Genomic DNA, 16,123 nt, shown 5'->3' with positions numbered 1-16,123 from the left:
GAGGCGCTCAAAAGGGTGACTCGGTTGCCGTAGGCGACGACGAGGTCGGCATCGAATCGGTATAAGCGACCGAGCGAGACGCCGGCGCGTTTCCGTCCGCGACCTCGCCCGATCCGACGATTTAAAACGATCTCCGCGGGTACGACGCGGTAATGAGTCTCGTCGTTACCGACACCCTGGCGGACGAACGCGTCGAGTTCACGGCCGACGGCGACGTCACGCTGTACGTCTGCGGGCTAACGGTGTCGGACGACCCGCACCTCGGTCACGCTCGGCTGTGGTTCCACGCCGACGTCCTCCACCGGTGGCTGGCGCACATCGGGTACGACGTGCGCCACGTCGAGAACGTCACCGACGTCAACGAGAAGATCACGGCCCGCGTCGGCGAGCGCGACGAGTGGGCCGCCGAGCGGGACGTGGCCGAGGCGTTCACTGCAACCACCTTCGACGCGATGCGCGGGCTGAACCTCCTTCGCGCCGAGGTGTACCCCCGCGTCACCGAACACGTCCCGGAGATCCGCGACCTCGTCGAAACCCTCGTCGAAAAGGGGTACGCCTACGAGTCCAACGGCTCCGTCTACTTCGACGTCACGACGTTCGAGGAGTACGGGGCGCTCTCGAACCAGGACGTCGACGAACTCGAAGCGCAGGGCGAACCGGACGAGCGCTCGGAGAAGCGCAACCCGTCCGACTTCGCGCTGTGGAAGGCCGACGGCGTCAGCGAGACCGCCGCCCGCGAACACGCGAAACACGACCACGGCGATTCGGTCCCGGAGGGCGAGACGTGGGACTCCCCGTGGGGAGAGGGGCGTCCGGGCTGGCACGTCGAGTGCTCGGCGATGTCGACGACGCATCTCGGCGAAACTCTCGACGTCCACATGGGCGGGCGCGACCTCGTCTTCCCCCATCACGAAAACGAGATCGCGCAGTCCGAGGCGGCGACCGGCGAGACGTTCGCCCGCCACTGGCTCCACGTCGGCCTCCTCGAAATGGACGGCGAGAAGATGTCCTCCTCGATCGGCAACTTCTGGACCGTCCCGGACGCCTTGGACGAACTCGGCGTCAACGTCGTCAGGACCTTCTACGCCGGCGCCGCCTACCGCTCCGAACAGGCGCTTACCGAGGAAACGATAGCGGAGGCCGAGGAGCGCTGGGAGCGCCTCTCACGTACCTACGACCGCGCCGTCGACGCGCTCGACTCCACCAAAGCCCGCGCAAAGGTTGAGGACGCCGCCCTCCGCGATGCGGTCGACGTCGCCCGCGACGAGTTCGCGACCGCGATGAACGACGACCTGAACCTCCGGGAGGCGACCGCCGCCCTGTTGGAGCTGACGGACGCCGTGAACCGGCACGTCGACGCGGCGGACCGCGACTCGGGAGGCGACGCGAACGCCGCCTACGACTACCGCGGGCTCCGCGAGGCGGTCGAGGCGTTCGAGACGCTCGGCGGCGACGTGCTGGGCCTCCAGTTCGAGGCCGAGACCGACGGCGACGTGGAGCTGGCCGGCGAACTTGTCGAACTGGTTCTGGACGTGCGCGCGGCCGAGCGCGACGCCGGAAACTACGAGCGAGCCGACGACCTCCGGGACGCGCTTCGCGAGGTCGGCGTCGAGATAGAGGACGGGCCCGAGGGAGCGACGTACCGGTTCGAATAGCGCGGCGAGAGAACAGCGGGACGGGCGGTGATATCGGGACCGGCGCGACGGGCGGTGAGACCGGGACCGGCGCGACGGGCGGCGGCGTCAGTCCCAGGTCACGTAGACGAGGAACGCGATGCCGACGAACTCGAGGACCTGGAGATACATCATCGCTCTGAGCGCCGGCGTCGACATCTGCGGCGGGTTGAGGTAGTAGAACAGCGCCAGCGCGTTCTCGGCCAGCAGGAAGAGCGCGAACAGCGTCGATCCGAGCGTGTGCTTCGAGCGGATCGCGAGGTAGTTCCGCCCCCAAATTCCCACGAGGACGAGCAACAGCAGGATATTCAGCGCCGCGGCGACTCGCGCCACGTCGAGCATGAGGGTCATTGCGCGCGCCCTCCGATTCCGCCGTTCGTTGCTGCGTTCCAGGTTTGGGTCATACTCACTCCAGTTGGTCGATGATCTCCTCGACTGTCTCCCAGTGGTCTCGGGTGCGTTCGGTCGGGAGGTAGACGGCGCCGTAGTTCTGATCGGTGCTCTCGACGACGTCGTTCTCTTCGAGCACTTCGAGGTGGTGCCTGACGGTCTTGTACGCGAGGTCGAGGTCCTCGGCGAGCTGGTTGGCGTTCCGCGGCCGTTGGTCGAGCGCGCGGAGCAGGCGGGCTCGGTTGGGTCCTCCCCGCGTCCCGGCCAACACCTGCCAGAGCACCGGCTCCATCGACCATAGTCAACGGCGGAGCGAGGTATAAACGCGTGGATAGGGGCACCGCGCGGACGGAGAGCGCGAACGTCGAGAGGGACCGTCTGACTCGCCGACCCGGTACGCCGGTAGCACGCCGTCGTCGACGTGCTCGAAGCCGTTTTCGGCCTCGTCGGTGGGCGCGAACGCGGTCAGCCGTCGGTTCCCTCTCAGCGCGTCGACGCTCCTGCGTACCGACCACCTGTTCGCGTTCGTGGGACACGGCCACCGCCGCGAACGGTATAGTATGTAATGAGATGTTTGCTGAAAGTACCCCGGATCACGCAGTAGTGCGGCCCAAATCACCGTCAATTTTGCCGGTATTGCGGTATTCTCCAGCATCCCTCTGGCGAGGAGCATGGCGGGCCGCTATTCGAGCACGTGTTCGGTGTCGTACGACCCGAGCACGCGAACCCATCCGTTGTCGGCGATCGCTTCGATATCCTCGACGGCCTTCGCCATGTGGTCCTCGTAGAGGCCGGCGTCGACGTCGAAGTGGAACAGGTAGTCGCCGAGGCGCTCGCCGCTCGGCCGCGACTCGATCCGGGAGAGGTTGAGGTTGCGGTCGGCGAACGCCTCCAGCAGTTCGAGGAGCAGGCCGGGGTAGTTCGCGTTCGGGTAGACGATTAGGGTGGTCTTCCCGCCTGCGTCGGAACGGGCCGACGCGGGCGCGACGACGAGGAACCGAGTCGCGTTGGAGGTGCGGTCTTGGATGTCTTCGGCGAGTATCTCGAGGTCGTCGCCGGCGTTGTCCGGGTGGCCGATCCCGGCGATTCGGGCGTCTTCACGGGCGCGTTCGACGCCGCGGGCAGTTGAGGCGACCGCTTCGAGACCCGCGTTCGGGTAGTGTTCTTCGAGCCAGTTGCGGCACTGCGCGAGCGCCTGCGAGTGGCTGGCGACGACCTCGAACTCCGGCCCTTGCGCGAGGAGCGCGTGCCGGATCGGCGTGACGATCTCGCGGGTGACCGCGACGTCGTACTCGGCCAGCGCGTCGAGGCTCTCCGTGACGGAGCCCTCGATGCTGTTCTCGATCGGGACGACCCCCCGTTCGAACTCGCCGGTCGCGACGGCGTCGACGATGTCGGTGACCGACTCGCGGAACGACACTTCGGCGGCCACGGCCCGCGCCGCACGGTGCGAATACGTACCGGCGGGACCGAGCGTGACGGCGTTCATCAACCGTACCTATCAGAGCGCATTAAAAAAGCGTGCGGGTCGCACGAATTCTGTCGCGCGATCCTCGTCGGCCGGGCTACGCTCTCTCTTCAGTCGGTACCGTCGCCAGCGCGTCCTCGACCACTCGGACCGCGGTCGCGCCGTCTCGCCGCCCCACGACGATGACGAGCGCCGCCCCGGCGACCCCCGCGGCGGCGACGTCGACGCCGGAGACTCCGAGTCGCCGGAGGACGGTCGCGAGCGCCCCGGCGTCGACGTCACCGGTCGCGACGATGGCCGTGTCGCGCCCCTCGGGGACGACCGCGGCGCCGCCGACGCTGAGGAGAGGTTCGGCGGCGGACTCGCCGTCTCCGCGGGCGTCGTCCTCGACGACGCCGACCCCGCTCCGCATCGACACGCTCGCGTCGCGCTCGGCGGTTGCGTACGGGGGTAGCTCCTCGCGGAACCGGCGGAGCGCGGTCGCGATCGCGTCGGTGTCGGCGTCGTCGCCGCCGAGGTCGGCCTCTGCGGCGAGCCACGCGGCGGCGGCGCTGTGATTCAACACGCCGGCCCGGAGCGCGTCGAGAACGAACGGGCGGGCGCGGGCCGCGTCTCGGGTGTCGGCTGCCAGCGACATGATCGCCCCTGCGGCGCGGGCCGGCATGGCGATTTCGGTCGGCGCCGGAGGCGGACCCCTCGGCCGGATTCCAACGGCCCCACACGCTCCGAAGTCCCTAAGAGCGGCGCGCCCCCAGCACGGGTATGCAGTCGCTCGTCATCGTCGCACACGGCTCGCACCTCAATCCGGAGTCGAGCGCGCCGACGTACGACCACGCGGACACCATCCGCGCCACCGGCGCGTTCGACGAGGTGAAGACCGCGTTCTGGAAGGAGGAACCGCACTTCCGGGAGGTCCTCCGCACCGTCGAAGGCGACGAGATATACGTCGTCCCGCTGTTCGTCTCGGAGGGGTACTTCACCGAACAGGTGATCCCGCGAGAGCTCCGACTCGACGGCTGGGACGTCTCCGAGTGGGACTCCGACGGCCTCTCCGCCGACCAGGCCACCCTCGTCGCCGAGGATATCGACCGGGAGGTCCACTACTGCGGGCCCGCGGGGACCCACCGTGCGATGACTGACGTGATCGTCCGGCGCGCCGAATCTGTCACCGGCGACCCCGACGTGGGCGACGAGTTCGGCCTCGCCGTCGTCGGCCACGGCACCGAGCGCAACGAGAACAGCGCGAAGGCAATCGAGTACCACGCCGACCGCATCCGCGAGCGTGGCCGCTTCGACGAGGTGAAGGCGCTGTACATGGACGAGGATCCCGAGGTCGACGACCTTCCCGCGTTCTTCGAGAGCGACGACGTCGTGTTGGTCCCGCTTTTCATCGCCGACGGCTATCACACCCAAGAGGATATCCCGGAGGACGTCGGCCTCTGCGAGGACCACACCGACGGGTACGACGTTCCCACCGAGGTCGACGGCACCCGGATCTGGTACGCGGGCGCCGTCGGGACCGAACCCCTGATGGCCGACGTCATCATGGAGCGGGCGGCCGACGCCGGCGCCGACCTCGGGGGCACGCTCGACGACGTGCGCGAGATAACCCGCGTCGCCACGGGGGACTGACGATGCCAGACTTCACCCAGGGGTCGGTCGACTCCGGAAGCGAGCCCGACGTCCCCGACATCGACCTCCCGAGCGACGCCTTCGACGCGGTCCTCGACGAACTCTCGAACCACACCCCCGGCGACCCGGTCCGGTTCGAGGGGTTCAGCATTGCTCCCGACCTGCGGGGCGACGTCGACGAGGACCGCTACGTCTTCGCCGACGGCGACCGCCGGACCGGACTGACGGAGCGAGACCTCCACGAGGCGCTCGCCGAGCGCGCTCCCGCGGTCACCGATTGGTACGCCTTCGAGCGCGTCGTCGGCGAGTTCGGTCCTCGCCGGGCGTTCCTGCGCTGGCTGGAGGACGCCGACGGCGCGACGGTGGCGACTCGGTACGCCGCGCTCGCGGAGGGTATCGAGCGCGCGTGGGGAGAGCTGAAGATCACGGTCGGCGTCACCGACCGGGGCGAGCGCCGGTACGACGTGCGCCACGCCGACGACGCCGGTGTCCCGGTCGAGGAGCTTGACACCTACGATGACCCGCTCGACGCCCGCGAACTGGTCACCTACGACGAGAAGGGACGCTACCGTCCCCTCAAGACCGCGCCGTCGCTCGCCGGCGGGTGGGTGTTCCCCGACCTCGGGGCGCGAGACGTCTACGAGGCGGTCGAGACCATCTATCCCGCGACGGTCGCCAACTGGCACCGAGAGCGCGAGGGGGAACTCGACGTGACCCACTGGCGCGAGACGATGGAGCGGCAGTCCGGCATCTACGGCGTCGTGAAGACGTGGGACCGCGGTGAGGGCCACGAGCACGTCGACTGGGTCGCGGAGGCGTGTTGTGACGACTCGCAGTGCCTGAAGCGCCGCGAGTGGCAGTACGACGACGAGACCGACCTCGACGTCGACGGCGGCGACGGCGTCTTCCCCTGCCGCGAGCCCTGTTCCGTCGTCGTCTCGGCTGCCCGCACGTGGACGCGTTTGGAGAGCGAGACGCCCCAGACCTACGAGTTCGACCTGACACCGAGCGAGAAGGAGCAGGTCGAGGCCATCATCGACGTGGTCGCCGACGGGCGGATCGACGACATCCGCGAGGCGGACACGAAGGAGGGAGCGAACCGCTACCGGACGCGCTTCCTCCGCGCGAAGCTGTTCGACGACGAGGAGAACCTCGCCGGCGTGCCGACGAAGCGGGAGCGCGAAGACGAGGAGTGAGGCGCCGATTCACGCGCACAACCGCGCGTGCGGGCGATCTTATACTGTATCACGAAACCTTTAGACGGGGGAGCGGCGTATCTCGTGGCAATGAGTCGCGGCCCCGAACTGATAATCACGGAGAAGGACAACGCGGCGCGCCGCATCGCCGACATCCTGAGCGGCGGGTCCGCGACGGCGGAGCGGAAGAACGACGTCAACGTGTACAAGTGGGGCGGCAAACGCTGCATCGGCCTCTCCGGACACGTCGTCGGAGTCGATTTCCCGGCCGAGTACAACGACTGGCGCGACGTCGAGCCGGTCGAACTGATCGACGCGCCGACCACCAAGGAGCCGACCCAAGAGGGGATCGTCGCGGCCCTCCGCACGCTGGCCCGCAACGCCTCCCGAGTCGTCATCGCGACCGACTACGACCGCGAGGGCGAGCTGATCGGGAAGGAGGCGTACGAGCTGGTCCGTGAGGTGAACGAGGACGCTCCGATCGACCGCGTCCGGTTCTCCTCGATCACGGACAACGAGGTGAACGAGGCGTTCGCTAACCCCGACGAGCTTGACTTCAACCTGGCCGCAGCCGGCGAGGCCCGGCAAGTGATCGACCTCACGTGGGGCGCGGCACTCACTCGCTTCCTCTCGTTATCCGCGCGCCAACTCGGTGACGACTTCATCTCGGTGGGCCGGGTGCAGGGGCCGACGCTCAAGCTTATCGTCGACCGCGAGCGCGAGATTCAGGCGTTCGACCCCGAGTCGTACTGGGAGCTGTACGGGAACCTGACGAAGTCGGGCGGCGACCCCTTCGAGGCGCGCTACTTCTACCTGAACGACGAGGGCAACGAGGCCGAGCGCGTCTGGGACGGCGACGTCGCCGAGGTGCTCACAGAGGCGCTGAACGCGGCCGGTGACGCCCTCGTCGACGACGTGAACCGTCGGACCCGCACTGACGAACCGCCGACCCCGTTCAACACCACGGCGTTCATCCGGGCCGCGGGCTCGCTCGGCTACTCCGCGCAGCGCGCGATGTCGCTCGCGGAGGACCTGTACACGTCCGGCTACGTCACGTATCCGCGGACGGACAACACGGTGTACCCCGAGGACCTCGACCCCCGCGAGCTGATCGAGGAGCTCTCGGCCGCCTCGACGTTCGGCAAGGATGCGAAGAGCCTCCTCGAACGCGAGGATATCGAGCCGACCGAGGGCGACAAGGAGACGACGGACCACCCGCCGATCCACCCGACCGGGGAGCTCCCCTCGGCGTCGGACCTCTCCGAGGACGAGTGGGAGGTGTACGAGCTGATCGTCCGCCGGTTCCTCGCGACCTGCGCCGAGCCAGCCACGTGGGAGCGGCTCCGCGTCGTCGCGCTCGCGAACGGCGAGGCGACCGAAATCGCCCGCCGCGCGGACGGGCTCGCGGCGCTCCGCAATCCCGACGAGGCGAGCGGTCCGGCCGACCTCGCCGCCGACGGCGGGCTCCGGCTGAAGGCGAACGGCAAGCGCCTGCTGGAAGCGGGGTACCACGACGTGTACCCGTACCGCTCCAGCGACGAGCGGATCGTCCCCGACGTCGAGGTCGGTGAGACGCTCGCGCTCGACGGCCGCCGCACGGATGCGAAGGAGACGCAGCCCCCGCGCCGCTACGGGCAGTCTCGGCTTATCGAGGAGATGGAGAAGCGCGGCGTCGGCACGAAGGCGACCCGCCACCGCACCCTCGAAAAGCTGTACGACCGCAACTACATCGAGAGCGACCCACCGCGGCCGACCCGCCTCGCGGAGGCGGTCGTCGAGGCGGCGGAGGAGTTCGCAGAACACATCGTCAGCGAGGAGATGACCGCCCAACTGGAGCGGGATATGCAGGCGATCGCGTCCGGCGAAAAGGGGTACGACGAGGTGACCGAAGCGTCCCGAGAGCTGCTCGGCCGCGTGTTCGAAGATCTCACCGAGTCTCGCGAGGCCGTCGGCGACCACCTCCAGAAGTCGATGAAGGCGGACAAGACGCTCGGTCCCTGCCCCGAGTGCGGTGCGGACCTCCTCGTCAGGAAGTCCCGTCAGGGGTCGTACTTCGTCGGCTGTGACGGCTACCCCGACTGCGAACACACCCTTCCGCTCCCCTCCACCGGGAAGCCCCTCATTCTGGACGAGACCTGCGAGGATCACGACCTCAGACACGTGAAGATGCTCGCGGGTCGTAAGACGTTCGTCCACGGCTGTCCGCAGTGTAAGGCCGACGAGGCCGACGAACAGGAGGACGAGGTGATCGGGACCTGCCCCGACTGCGGAGAGGAACACGGCGGAGAGCTGGCCATCAAACGGCTCCGCTCCGGCTCCCGGCTCGTCGGCTGCACGCGGTACCCCGACTGCGACTACTCGCTGCCGCTCCCCCGCCGCGGTGAGATCGAGATCACCGACGAGACCTGCGAGGAGCACGACCTCCCGCACCTCCGAGTCCATTCGGGCGACGAGCCGTGGGAGCTCGGCTGTCCCATCTGCAACTACCGGGAGTTCACCGCCCGGCAGGAGGGGTCCGAGCTCCAGACGGTCGAGGGGATCGGCGAGAAGACCGCGGAGAAGCTACAGGACGCCGGCATCGCCGGCGTCGACGACCTCAAATCCGCAGATCCGGACGATCTGGCCGGCGACGTTGACGGCGTCGGTGCCGACACGGTCCGAGACTGGCAGGCGAACGCGGACTGATCGGCGGCCGAACGCGGACTGATCGGCGGCCGAACGCGAGTGATCGACCAGCGTTCGCGCCGATCATTGGAACCCATAAACACATAAACGAAGAAACCGTCAGTAGAATTACGTATGGGTCCCGACCGAAACGTCGATCGAAGCGACGATCGGGACTCCACCCCCGATGAGGGGCGGCTCGACACGCCCACCAGCGGCGCGGCTCCGAGTGTCCTCCAGTCGTTCGTCGACGCGATTCCGACGGCCACGCTCGCGTGCGACCCGGAGACGCACGCGATCCGCGCGGCCAACGCGGCGGCGGTCGACCTGCTCGACCGTGACCGGGGCACGCTGACCCTGATGGGCGTCGCCGATCTGAGCGACGCGGCGACGACGGTCGACGGCGATCCGATCGACGAGGCCCTCGACGCCGCGCGCGACGCCGACGGCGTGACTCGCTTCGAGTGGACCGTCACGGACGCGCCGACGCGCCGGCTCGAACTCGCTGTTCGCGCGTCGTCGATCGTCGGGAGCGAGTGGTTGATCGTCGGAATCACTGACGTCACGGACCGGCTCACCGCCGAGAAGCGGCTTCAGTCGCAGTTCCGCGTCGTCGACGCGGTGGCCGCGACGCTCCCGGCCGCGATGTTCAAGTGCACCGCTCGCGGGACCCTCTCACAGTGGAACGATCGCCTCGCTGACGACGTCGGGTACGGGGGCGAACAGCTGTACGGAACCGCCCTGACGTCACTGTTCGACGACGAGAGCCGGGGCGCGGTCACCGACGCGCTCCAGACGGTCTACGGCGAGGCGAGGAGCGCCGAGTGCGAGGCGACGCTCGTCACGCGCTCGGGCGAACACGTCCCCTACCGGCTCTCGCTCGGCCCGATCGTCGACGGAGACGAAGTGATCGGCGCGATCGGAATCGGCGAGGACGTCACCGAGGCGTCGCTGCGAGAGGAGCGGCTCTCCGTGTTGACGCGGGTGCTCCGCCACAACTTCCGTAACGACCTCAACGTCGTCACGGGATTCACCGAGCGGGCGATCGCGAAGACCGACGATCCGACGCTTGTCGACGAGCTTGAGCGCGTCGTCGACACCGCTGATCGGCTGTTGCGCGTCGGGGAGACCTCTCGACAGGTCGAGCGGCTGCTCGCGGATCGCCCGAAAGCGAGGCCAACGGACCTCGCTGTCGCGGTTGACGAAGCGATGACCAAGCTTCCGTCCGACCTCCGCGAGCGCGCCGACATCACGGTCGACGTTCCCGCGGGGATCACGGTGTCGGCGGTCGGCTATCTCGCCGAGGCGATTGCCGAACTCGTCGACAACGCGATCCGCCACAACGCCGCCGCTCGTCCGCGCGTGAGCGTCACGGCCGCCAAACTCCCGAGCGAGTCGTGGACCTCGCTCGTCGTCACCGACGACGGGTCGGGGATCCCGCCCGCCGAGCGCGCGGTGCTCACCGGGGAGGAGACTCCGCTGGAACACGCGAGCGGACTGGGGCTGTGGTACGTCAACTGGATCGTCACCGCCGGCGGCGGGACCTTCGACATCACCGAGAGCAAGACGGGCGGCACGCGGATCGATATCGAGCTTCGGACCGTCGACTGCGAGTAGCAATCGCCCACGATCCAGCGAGTTCGGGACCCGCGCCGCTCACTCGACGAGCCGGACCTCGTCGCCGACGGCGACCTCGTCCGCCGCGCCGGCGGGTAGTTCGACAATCGTGTCGGCCGACCCGCGTCCCAGCCCGACGAACGGAGCGAGTCGTTTTCGCTTCCGCACCTCGCCGTCGACGAGCCACAGCACGTCGATGGCGAACGGGACGAACAGCATGTGGAGCCACCGCGTGTCGGCCTCGTCGAACGGGAACACGAGTGCGTAGCCGTCGGGGATGGAGCGTCTGAACATCAGCCCGCGTCCCTGTTCGAGCGTCGACCGCGCGACGTCGACGTCGTCAGCGAGGCAGACGCCCTCCGCGTCGCCGGATCGACCGCCACGGTGGACGAGTTGCACGCTCCGCACGTCGGGGGCACCGGATAAATAGTCTCGCGATCGGGGTCGGGATCGCACGGCCGCGTCGATGGCCGCGACCGACCGCGTCGCCGCCGAGTTAGCTCGCGTCGCCGTACGTCTCTTCGAGGTACTCGACGATGTCGTCGCTCTCCGACATTCCCTCGATCCCGTTCGCCTCGTCCACGAGGACGGGGACGCCGGTCTGCCCGCTGACCGCTTCGACCTCGGTGCGCTCGGAGTGCGAGCGGGGCACCATCACCGACTCGTACTCCAGGTCGAGGTCGGCGAGCGCGGTCTTCACTTTCGCGCAGTACGGGCAACCCTCCAGTTCGTAAAGCGTCAGGTCTGTCATCGCCTCACCGTAGGGCGTAGACGCGTAAAGAAGTACGGTGAGCGGTGCGCACAGCGCGCACGGCCGACGGTTCGATTTAAAAAGGTATTGCGCCGTCGTCCCCGATTAGAGGATGACGCCGCGCGTCTGCAGGACGTAGTAGATGATGAGCAGCGCCGCGATGACGTACTGACCGAGCGCGACGTCGTCGTACTCACCGACTGCGACCTTGATCAGCGGGTACGCGATGATACCGGCGGCCAGTCCGTCGGCGATGGAGTAGGCGAACGGCATCACGGTGACCGTCAGTCCCGCGGAGACCGCCCACGCGGGGTTGTTCCAGTCGACTTCGACGAGCCCCTGCAACATCATCACGCCGACGACGATCAGCGCGATGAAGGAGGCGTACTCCGGGATGGCGGCGACGACGGGGATCACGACGAGCGACGCGAGGAACAGCAGCGCGACGACGAGCGCGGTCAGGCCCGTGCGACCGCCCTCCTCGACGCCGGTCGACGATTCGATGTACGTCGTCACCGTGGAGGTGCCGAGCATCGCGCCGGCGGTCGTCCCCACCGCGTCGGCCATCAGCGGCTTGTCCATGTCGGGGAGGTCGCCGTCCTCGTCGAGGAAGTCACCGAACTGCGAGACGCCGATGAGCGTCCCGGCGGTGTCGAAGAAGTCGACGAAGAAGAACGTGAACACGACCAAGACGAACGTGAGGGGGTCGATGCCGCCTAACCCATCGACGAACGCTCCGGCGAGCGGCGTGATGTCGTACTGCGCGGTCGGGAGCGTCTCGGGCGTGATCACGCCGCGCTGGAAGACGCCGGCGAGGGTGAGTCCCCACCCGACGATGGCGGTGGACAGGATGCCGATCACGATAGAGCCCGTGATCCCGCGGGCCCACAGACCGAAGGTGAACGTGAGGCCGAGCAGTCCGAGAATCGCCCACGGGTTCCCGAAGATCCCGCCGAGCGTGACGAGCGTCGCGTCGTCGGGGACGACGATCTGGAGCTCCTGAAAGCCGATGAACAGCAGGAACAGGCCGATACCGGCGCCGACCGAACGCTTCACGGGTTCGGGGAACAGTTGGATGACGTACTTGCGCGCGCCGACCGCGGTGAGCAGCATGAACAGAACCCCTTCCACGAACACCGCGGCGAGGGCCGTTTCCCACGGGATTCCGAGCCCGAGCACGACGGTAAACGCGAAGAAGGCGTTGAGCCCCAGCCCGGGCGCGAGCCCGAACGGCCGATTCGCGTACAACGCCATTACGGCCGTCCCGATGGCCGCCGAGAGGATCGTCGCGATGGCGATCATCTGGAACACCTCGCCCTGACTGTACCCCTCTATGTCGATCGCCGCCGAGAGGATCGCGGGATTAACGACGATGATATACGACATCGCGAGAAAAGTAGTGAGTCCCGCGACCAGCTCCGTACGGACGTCGGAGTCGTGCCCTGCCACGTCAAACCGTGCAGCCAGCGTGTCTGTAAGCCCCATTGAACAGATGTGGATTCCTTGCGATCGGGTGATAAGCCTTGCTGAACGAGCCTACAATCTATGCAGGTACGTGTACTACCACGCCAGTTCAACCGTCAATTGACCGAGTAAAATGCGTGAACGTGCCTACTATCTCCCGGCCGCGCTTACTCGAAGGTCGTCAGTGCGCCCACGGGGGCGTCGGTGATCTCCCTCGCGCGTGCCATCCCCTCGTCGCCCACGGCGATGAGGGTGAACACGCCGGTGACGTCGGCGTCGGCCTGCAGCGCGATGTCGAGCAGTAGCTCCTGGGTCTCCCCCGACCGGATCAGGTCGTCGACGACGAGGACGGTGTCGCCGGCGTCGATTGCGCTCGCGGGGAGGTAGTAGGTGAGTTCGATCCCGGAGGCGAGCCGCTGTCGCGACTCGATGAACTCCTCGACGGCGGTCTCTTTCGACTTCTTGGCGTACGCGAGGCGCGCGTCGAAGAAGGAGGCCATCGCCGCGCCGAGCGTGATCCCGTCGGTGGCGGCGGTGAGGACGACGTCGGGCGACTCGAACTCGAAGGTCTCCGCGGCGACGGGGGCGACCAGATCGAGGAACGACTGGTCGAAGACGACGCCGGAGTTGTCGACGTACCCCTCGTCGTCGAACTCGACGCGGGCGACCAGTTCGTCGGCGAGCGCCTCGCGGCCGATGGCCTCGACGACCTCGCTCGCTCGGTCCGCGCCGGGCAGCACGTGCCCGTTCACGTATCGATTCAGGTCGCCGGAGGGGAGTCCGGTCACCGTCGAGAGCTCCTCGTACGTTCGCGTCTCCTTCAGCATTCGTAACACGGCCACCGCCTGCAGCTGGAGGGCCGCCTTCTCTGCTCGGTTCATGCAGATGATCGTGATCGCACAACAATGAATACGTCGAACTGTTTCTCACCGAAAATACTCATGTGTGTGGTTGGCACGATCTGCGTTAACGGACCAATGCGCAAACATGCCACGCGCCACAGGCGTCCGCGGCGACGGCCTCGGGCGGCGGCGGCGGCTTCAGGCGTCGAAGAAAACGGCCGGATCGTCGACGTCGATTTCGACGACGTCCCGGTCGTCGAGGGGGCGCAACCTGACGGTGAGAACGCCGGTCTCCTCCGCCGCCTCTCGGAGGGACGCCAGTTCGCGGACGCCGAGGTACGTCGGTACGCAGACGGCGACCGACGCCGCCTCGTCCTCCGCGACGACGAGGCGATACTCGACGCCCTCGTCCGCGGCGGCGTACACCCGAACCGAGTCGATGGTCGCGTCTCCGACGGTCGCCGACGCCTCCTCGAACTCCGACCCGGGGAGCAGTACGTCGATCCGTGCCGCGTCGGGGACGGGATTCACGTCGCCGGGGTGCGCGGCGACCGTCGTCCAGCCTCGGTCGCGGTACTCCGTCGCCGTCGCGTCGCTGTCGGCGACCACGTCCTCCCAGCGCTCGCCCGGATCGATTCGTCGCATGTCCAGGACAACCCGCCCGGATCGTAAAAACTTGTCCAGTTGTCGTGACAAAAATCCGGGGATGTAGGCGCTGTCGAGCCCGTTCACGTCGTTAAGTTCATAACGGTGCCTTGTATGAAGTAGGTTATGAGTCCTGACAGAGACAACCGAGTCAACAGGCGGACGGTGCTCACGTACGCCGGCACAGCGGCCGCGGTCGGCCTCGCCGGGTGTTCCGGCGGCGATGGCGGCGACGGAAGCGACGGAAGCGACGGCTCAGACGGGAGCGACGGTTCGGACGGATCGGACGGATCGGACGGTTCGGACGGCTCCGACGGCAACGACCGCTTCGAACTCGGCGTCACCATGGGCCAGATGGACTCCGGTCTCGACCCGCAGGACCACGCGGAGACGAACACGGAGATCATCGTCGGGCAGGTGTACGAGGGCCTCCTCGACCGCGACAAGCAGGGCGGCATTATCGCCGGCCTCGCGACCGACTGGGAGCGCACGGAGGCGGGCGACGTCCGGTTCGTGCTCCGCGAGGGAGTCACGTTCCACAACGGCGACGCGCTGACGGCCGAGGACGTCGCCTTCAGCATCCGTCGGATCGTCTTCGACGACGTCGGGATCGCGAGCCCGCAGAAGAACGACCTCGGGGTCGTTGACGAGGTCGTTGCCGGCGACGGCGAAGTGACCGTCAAATTCGCCTCGTTCAACCCGATCGCCTTCCAGCTGTTCGCGACGAACGGCGAGATCATGCAGCAGTCGTGGGTCGAGGAGAACGACGGCGACTACATCAACCGCAACACGAACGGCACCGGTCCGTTCATCGTCACGGAGTACGACTCGGGCAACGAAGTCGTCTACGAGCCGAACGAGAACTACTGGGGCGACGAGAACCCGGTCGACATGCTCACGATGAGCGCCTCCAGCGAGTCGAGCACGCGCGTGAACCGCCTGCTCGCCGAGGAGACGGACATCGTGACCAACGTCCCGCCGCAGGAGGTCTCCCGCGTCGAGAGTTCCGACGTCGCCGGGATCAACTCCGTGCCCAGCGCGCGGATCATCTTCCTCCAGATGCGATACGACGTCGAGCCGTTCTCCAGCCAGCAGTTCCGGCAGGCGATGAACCACGCGGTCGACGTCGAGAGCATCGTCGAGAACGTCCTCAACGGGTTCGGATCGATCACCGGCCAGCCGACCCTCGAGGGACACGTCGGCTACAACCCGGACATCGAGCCCTACCCGTACGACCCCGAGGAGGCCGAGCGCCTCGTCGAGGAGTCCGGGCACGCCGGCGTCGAGATCACCCTGCAGACCCCGATCGGTCGCTACCTCGGCGACGTCGAGATTGCGCAGGCCGCGGCGAGCCAGATCGACTCGCTGTCGAACGTCTCGTGTGAGCTCGAACAGCGCGAGTTCTCCTCGCTCGTCCAGGACATCACGACGGGGAACATCGAAGACAAGCCGCACTTCAACCTCCTCGGCTGGGGGAACGGCGAATTCGACGGGAGCCAGACGATAACGCCACTCATGACGACGAACGGCGCGCTCACGATCATGAAAAACGAGGAGCTCGACCAGCTGATCGCCGACGCGGAGGCGGCACAGGACCCCGACGAGCGCGTGGACATCCTCCAGGAAGCGAACCAGCTTGCCCACGACCTGGCCCCGTGGGTGTTCCTCCACCAGCAGTTCAGTGTCTACGGCGTCTCCAGCGATATCTCGTGGGAGCCGCGGTCGGACGAGTTCATCGACCCCGACACGGCCACGCAAAACTAACACGAGCTGACCGTTTC

At 67.6% G+C, this 16,123-nt stretch carries 15 protein-coding genes; 6 read left to right on the top strand and 9 right to left on the bottom strand.

Annotation, left to right across the window (positions count from 1 at the left end; all coding sequences use genetic code 11):
- Positions 1 to 152 precede the first annotated feature (152 nt).
- Entirely contained in the window at positions 153 to 1,655 is a 1,503-nt protein-coding gene (gene cysS / locus ACNS84_RS10790) for a cysteine--tRNA ligase (protein ID WP_435074873.1), read from the top strand.
- Positions 1,656 to 1,742: 87 nt separating this feature from the next.
- On the opposite strand, the gene ACNS84_RS10785 is transcribed toward cysS, so the two are convergent.
- From ACNS84_RS10785 to ACNS84_RS10770, 4 genes are all read right to left on the bottom strand, one after another.
- Complete coding sequence (locus tag ACNS84_RS10785) at positions 1,743 to 2,024, bottom strand: DUF8036 family membrane protein (protein ID WP_435074872.1); 282 nt, start codon at positions 2,022 to 2,024, stop codon at positions 1,743 to 1,745.
- Positions 2,025 to 2,079: 55 nt separating this feature from the next.
- Positions 2,080 to 2,355 carry an ArsR/SmtB family transcription factor gene (locus ACNS84_RS10780; RefSeq protein WP_435074871.1) on the bottom strand — a complete coding sequence of 92 codons (276 nt, stop codon included), beginning with the start codon at positions 2,353 to 2,355 and terminating at the stop codon, positions 2,080 to 2,082.
- A gap of 390 nt (positions 2,356 to 2,745) precedes the next feature.
- On the bottom strand, positions 2,746 to 3,552 hold the full coding sequence (gene pheA / locus ACNS84_RS10775; protein ID WP_435074870.1) for a prephenate dehydratase: 807 nt from the start codon (positions 3,550 to 3,552) through the stop codon (positions 2,746 to 2,748).
- A gap of 76 nt (positions 3,553 to 3,628) precedes the next feature.
- Positions 3,629 to 4,168, bottom strand: coding sequence for a DUF7523 family protein (locus ACNS84_RS10770; RefSeq protein ID WP_435074869.1), 540 nt, complete (start codon positions 4,166 to 4,168; stop codon positions 3,629 to 3,631).
- 125 nt (positions 4,169 to 4,293) lie between these two features.
- On the opposite strand from ACNS84_RS10770, the gene ACNS84_RS10765 reads away from it, so the two are divergent.
- From ACNS84_RS10765 to ACNS84_RS10750, 4 genes are all read left to right on the top strand, one after another.
- The gene (locus ACNS84_RS10765) at positions 4,294 to 5,163 is read left to right on the top strand and encodes a CbiX/SirB N-terminal domain-containing protein (protein ID WP_435074868.1); all 870 of its coding nucleotides are present in this window, start codon (positions 4,294 to 4,296) and stop codon (positions 5,161 to 5,163) included.
- Positions 5,164 to 5,165: 2 nt separating this feature from the next.
- On the top strand, positions 5,166 to 6,359 hold the full coding sequence (locus ACNS84_RS10760) for a DR2241 family protein (RefSeq protein WP_435074867.1): 1,194 nt from the start codon (positions 5,166 to 5,168) through the stop codon (positions 6,357 to 6,359).
- A gap of 90 nt (positions 6,360 to 6,449) precedes the next feature.
- Positions 6,450 to 9,044: a DNA topoisomerase I gene (locus tag ACNS84_RS10755; RefSeq protein ID WP_435074866.1), complete on the top strand. Its 2,595-nt coding sequence runs from the start codon at positions 6,450 to 6,452 to the stop codon at positions 9,042 to 9,044.
- 114 nt (positions 9,045 to 9,158) lie between these two features.
- Complete coding sequence (locus ACNS84_RS10750; RefSeq protein WP_435074865.1) at positions 9,159 to 10,640, top strand: ATP-binding protein; 1,482 nt, start codon at positions 9,159 to 9,161, stop codon at positions 10,638 to 10,640.
- Between the two features lie 39 nt (positions 10,641 to 10,679).
- Here the strand turns inward: ACNS84_RS10750 and ACNS84_RS10745 are convergent, their stop codons facing one another.
- The 5 genes from ACNS84_RS10745 to ACNS84_RS10725 form a co-directional block, all read right to left on the bottom strand.
- Positions 10,680 to 11,048 (bottom strand): DUF192 domain-containing protein, encoded by a 369-nt coding sequence (locus ACNS84_RS10745; protein WP_435074864.1) that lies wholly within the window; start codon positions 11,046 to 11,048, stop codon positions 10,680 to 10,682.
- A gap of 88 nt (positions 11,049 to 11,136) precedes the next feature.
- Complete coding sequence (locus tag ACNS84_RS10740) at positions 11,137 to 11,391, bottom strand: glutathione S-transferase N-terminal domain-containing protein (protein ID WP_435074863.1); 255 nt, start codon at positions 11,389 to 11,391, stop codon at positions 11,137 to 11,139.
- A gap of 105 nt (positions 11,392 to 11,496) precedes the next feature.
- Entirely contained in the window at positions 11,497 to 12,876 is a 1,380-nt protein-coding gene (locus tag ACNS84_RS10735) for an NCS2 family permease (RefSeq protein WP_435074862.1), read from the bottom strand.
- A 146-nt stretch (positions 12,877 to 13,022) separates the two neighbouring features.
- Positions 13,023 to 13,736, bottom strand: coding sequence for a phosphoribosyltransferase family protein (locus ACNS84_RS10730; protein WP_435074861.1), 714 nt, complete (start codon positions 13,734 to 13,736; stop codon positions 13,023 to 13,025).
- 159 nt (positions 13,737 to 13,895) lie between these two features.
- Positions 13,896 to 14,342: a DUF7529 family protein gene (locus ACNS84_RS10725; protein WP_435074860.1), complete on the bottom strand. Its 447-nt coding sequence runs from the start codon at positions 14,340 to 14,342 to the stop codon at positions 13,896 to 13,898.
- 126 nt (positions 14,343 to 14,468) lie between these two features.
- Between ACNS84_RS10725 and ACNS84_RS10720 the strand changes: the two genes are divergently transcribed.
- Positions 14,469 to 16,106, top strand: coding sequence for an ABC transporter substrate-binding protein (locus tag ACNS84_RS10720; protein ID WP_435074859.1), 1,638 nt, complete (start codon positions 14,469 to 14,471; stop codon positions 16,104 to 16,106).
- The last annotated feature ends 17 nt before the right edge of the window (positions 16,107 to 16,123 follow it).

This window comes from Halorubrum wangae, from assembly GCF_051194135.1.
Lineage (GTDB): Archaea > Halobacteriota > Halobacteria > Halobacteriales > Haloferacaceae > Halorubrum.
This window is presented reverse-complemented; position numbering and strand designations above follow the sequence as displayed.

What these genes read in the sequence shown, in the direction of transcription:
- pheA (WP_435074870.1), bottom strand. Translation starts at nt 3,552, where the DNA reads ATGAACGCCGTCACGCTCGGTCCCGCCGGTACGTATTCGCACCGTGCG.
- ACNS84_RS10725 (WP_435074860.1), bottom strand. Translation starts at nt 14,342, where the DNA reads ATGCGACGAATCGATCCGGGCGAGCGCTGGGAGGACGTGGTCGCCGAC.
- ACNS84_RS10750 (WP_435074865.1), top strand. Translation starts at nt 9,159, where the DNA reads ATGGGTCCCGACCGAAACGTCGATCGAAGCGACGATCGGGACTCCACC.
- ACNS84_RS10735 (WP_435074862.1), bottom strand. Translation starts at nt 12,876, where the DNA reads ATGGGGCTTACAGACACGCTGGCTGCACGGTTTGACGTGGCAGGGCAC.
- ACNS84_RS10720 (WP_435074859.1), top strand. Translation starts at nt 14,469, where the DNA reads ATGAGTCCTGACAGAGACAACCGAGTCAACAGGCGGACGGTGCTCACG.
- cysS (WP_435074873.1), top strand. Translation starts at nt 153, where the DNA reads ATGAGTCTCGTCGTTACCGACACCCTGGCGGACGAACGCGTCGAGTTC.
- ACNS84_RS10780 (WP_435074871.1), bottom strand. Translation starts at nt 2,355, where the DNA reads ATGGAGCCGGTGCTCTGGCAGGTGTTGGCCGGGACGCGGGGAGGACCC.
- ACNS84_RS10730 (WP_435074861.1), bottom strand. Translation starts at nt 13,736, where the DNA reads ATGAACCGAGCAGAGAAGGCGGCCCTCCAGCTGCAGGCGGTGGCCGTG.
- ACNS84_RS10785 (WP_435074872.1), bottom strand. Translation starts at nt 2,024, where the DNA reads ATGACCCTCATGCTCGACGTGGCGCGAGTCGCCGCGGCGCTGAATATC.
- ACNS84_RS10755 (WP_435074866.1), top strand. Translation starts at nt 6,450, where the DNA reads ATGAGTCGCGGCCCCGAACTGATAATCACGGAGAAGGACAACGCGGCG.
- ACNS84_RS10760 (WP_435074867.1), top strand. Translation starts at nt 5,166, where the DNA reads ATGCCAGACTTCACCCAGGGGTCGGTCGACTCCGGAAGCGAGCCCGAC.
- ACNS84_RS10740 (WP_435074863.1), bottom strand. Translation starts at nt 11,391, where the DNA reads ATGACAGACCTGACGCTTTACGAACTGGAGGGTTGCCCGTACTGCGCG.
- ACNS84_RS10770 (WP_435074869.1), bottom strand. Translation starts at nt 4,168, where the DNA reads ATGTCGCTGGCAGCCGACACCCGAGACGCGGCCCGCGCCCGCCCGTTC.
- ACNS84_RS10765 (WP_435074868.1), top strand. Translation starts at nt 4,294, where the DNA reads ATGCAGTCGCTCGTCATCGTCGCACACGGCTCGCACCTCAATCCGGAG.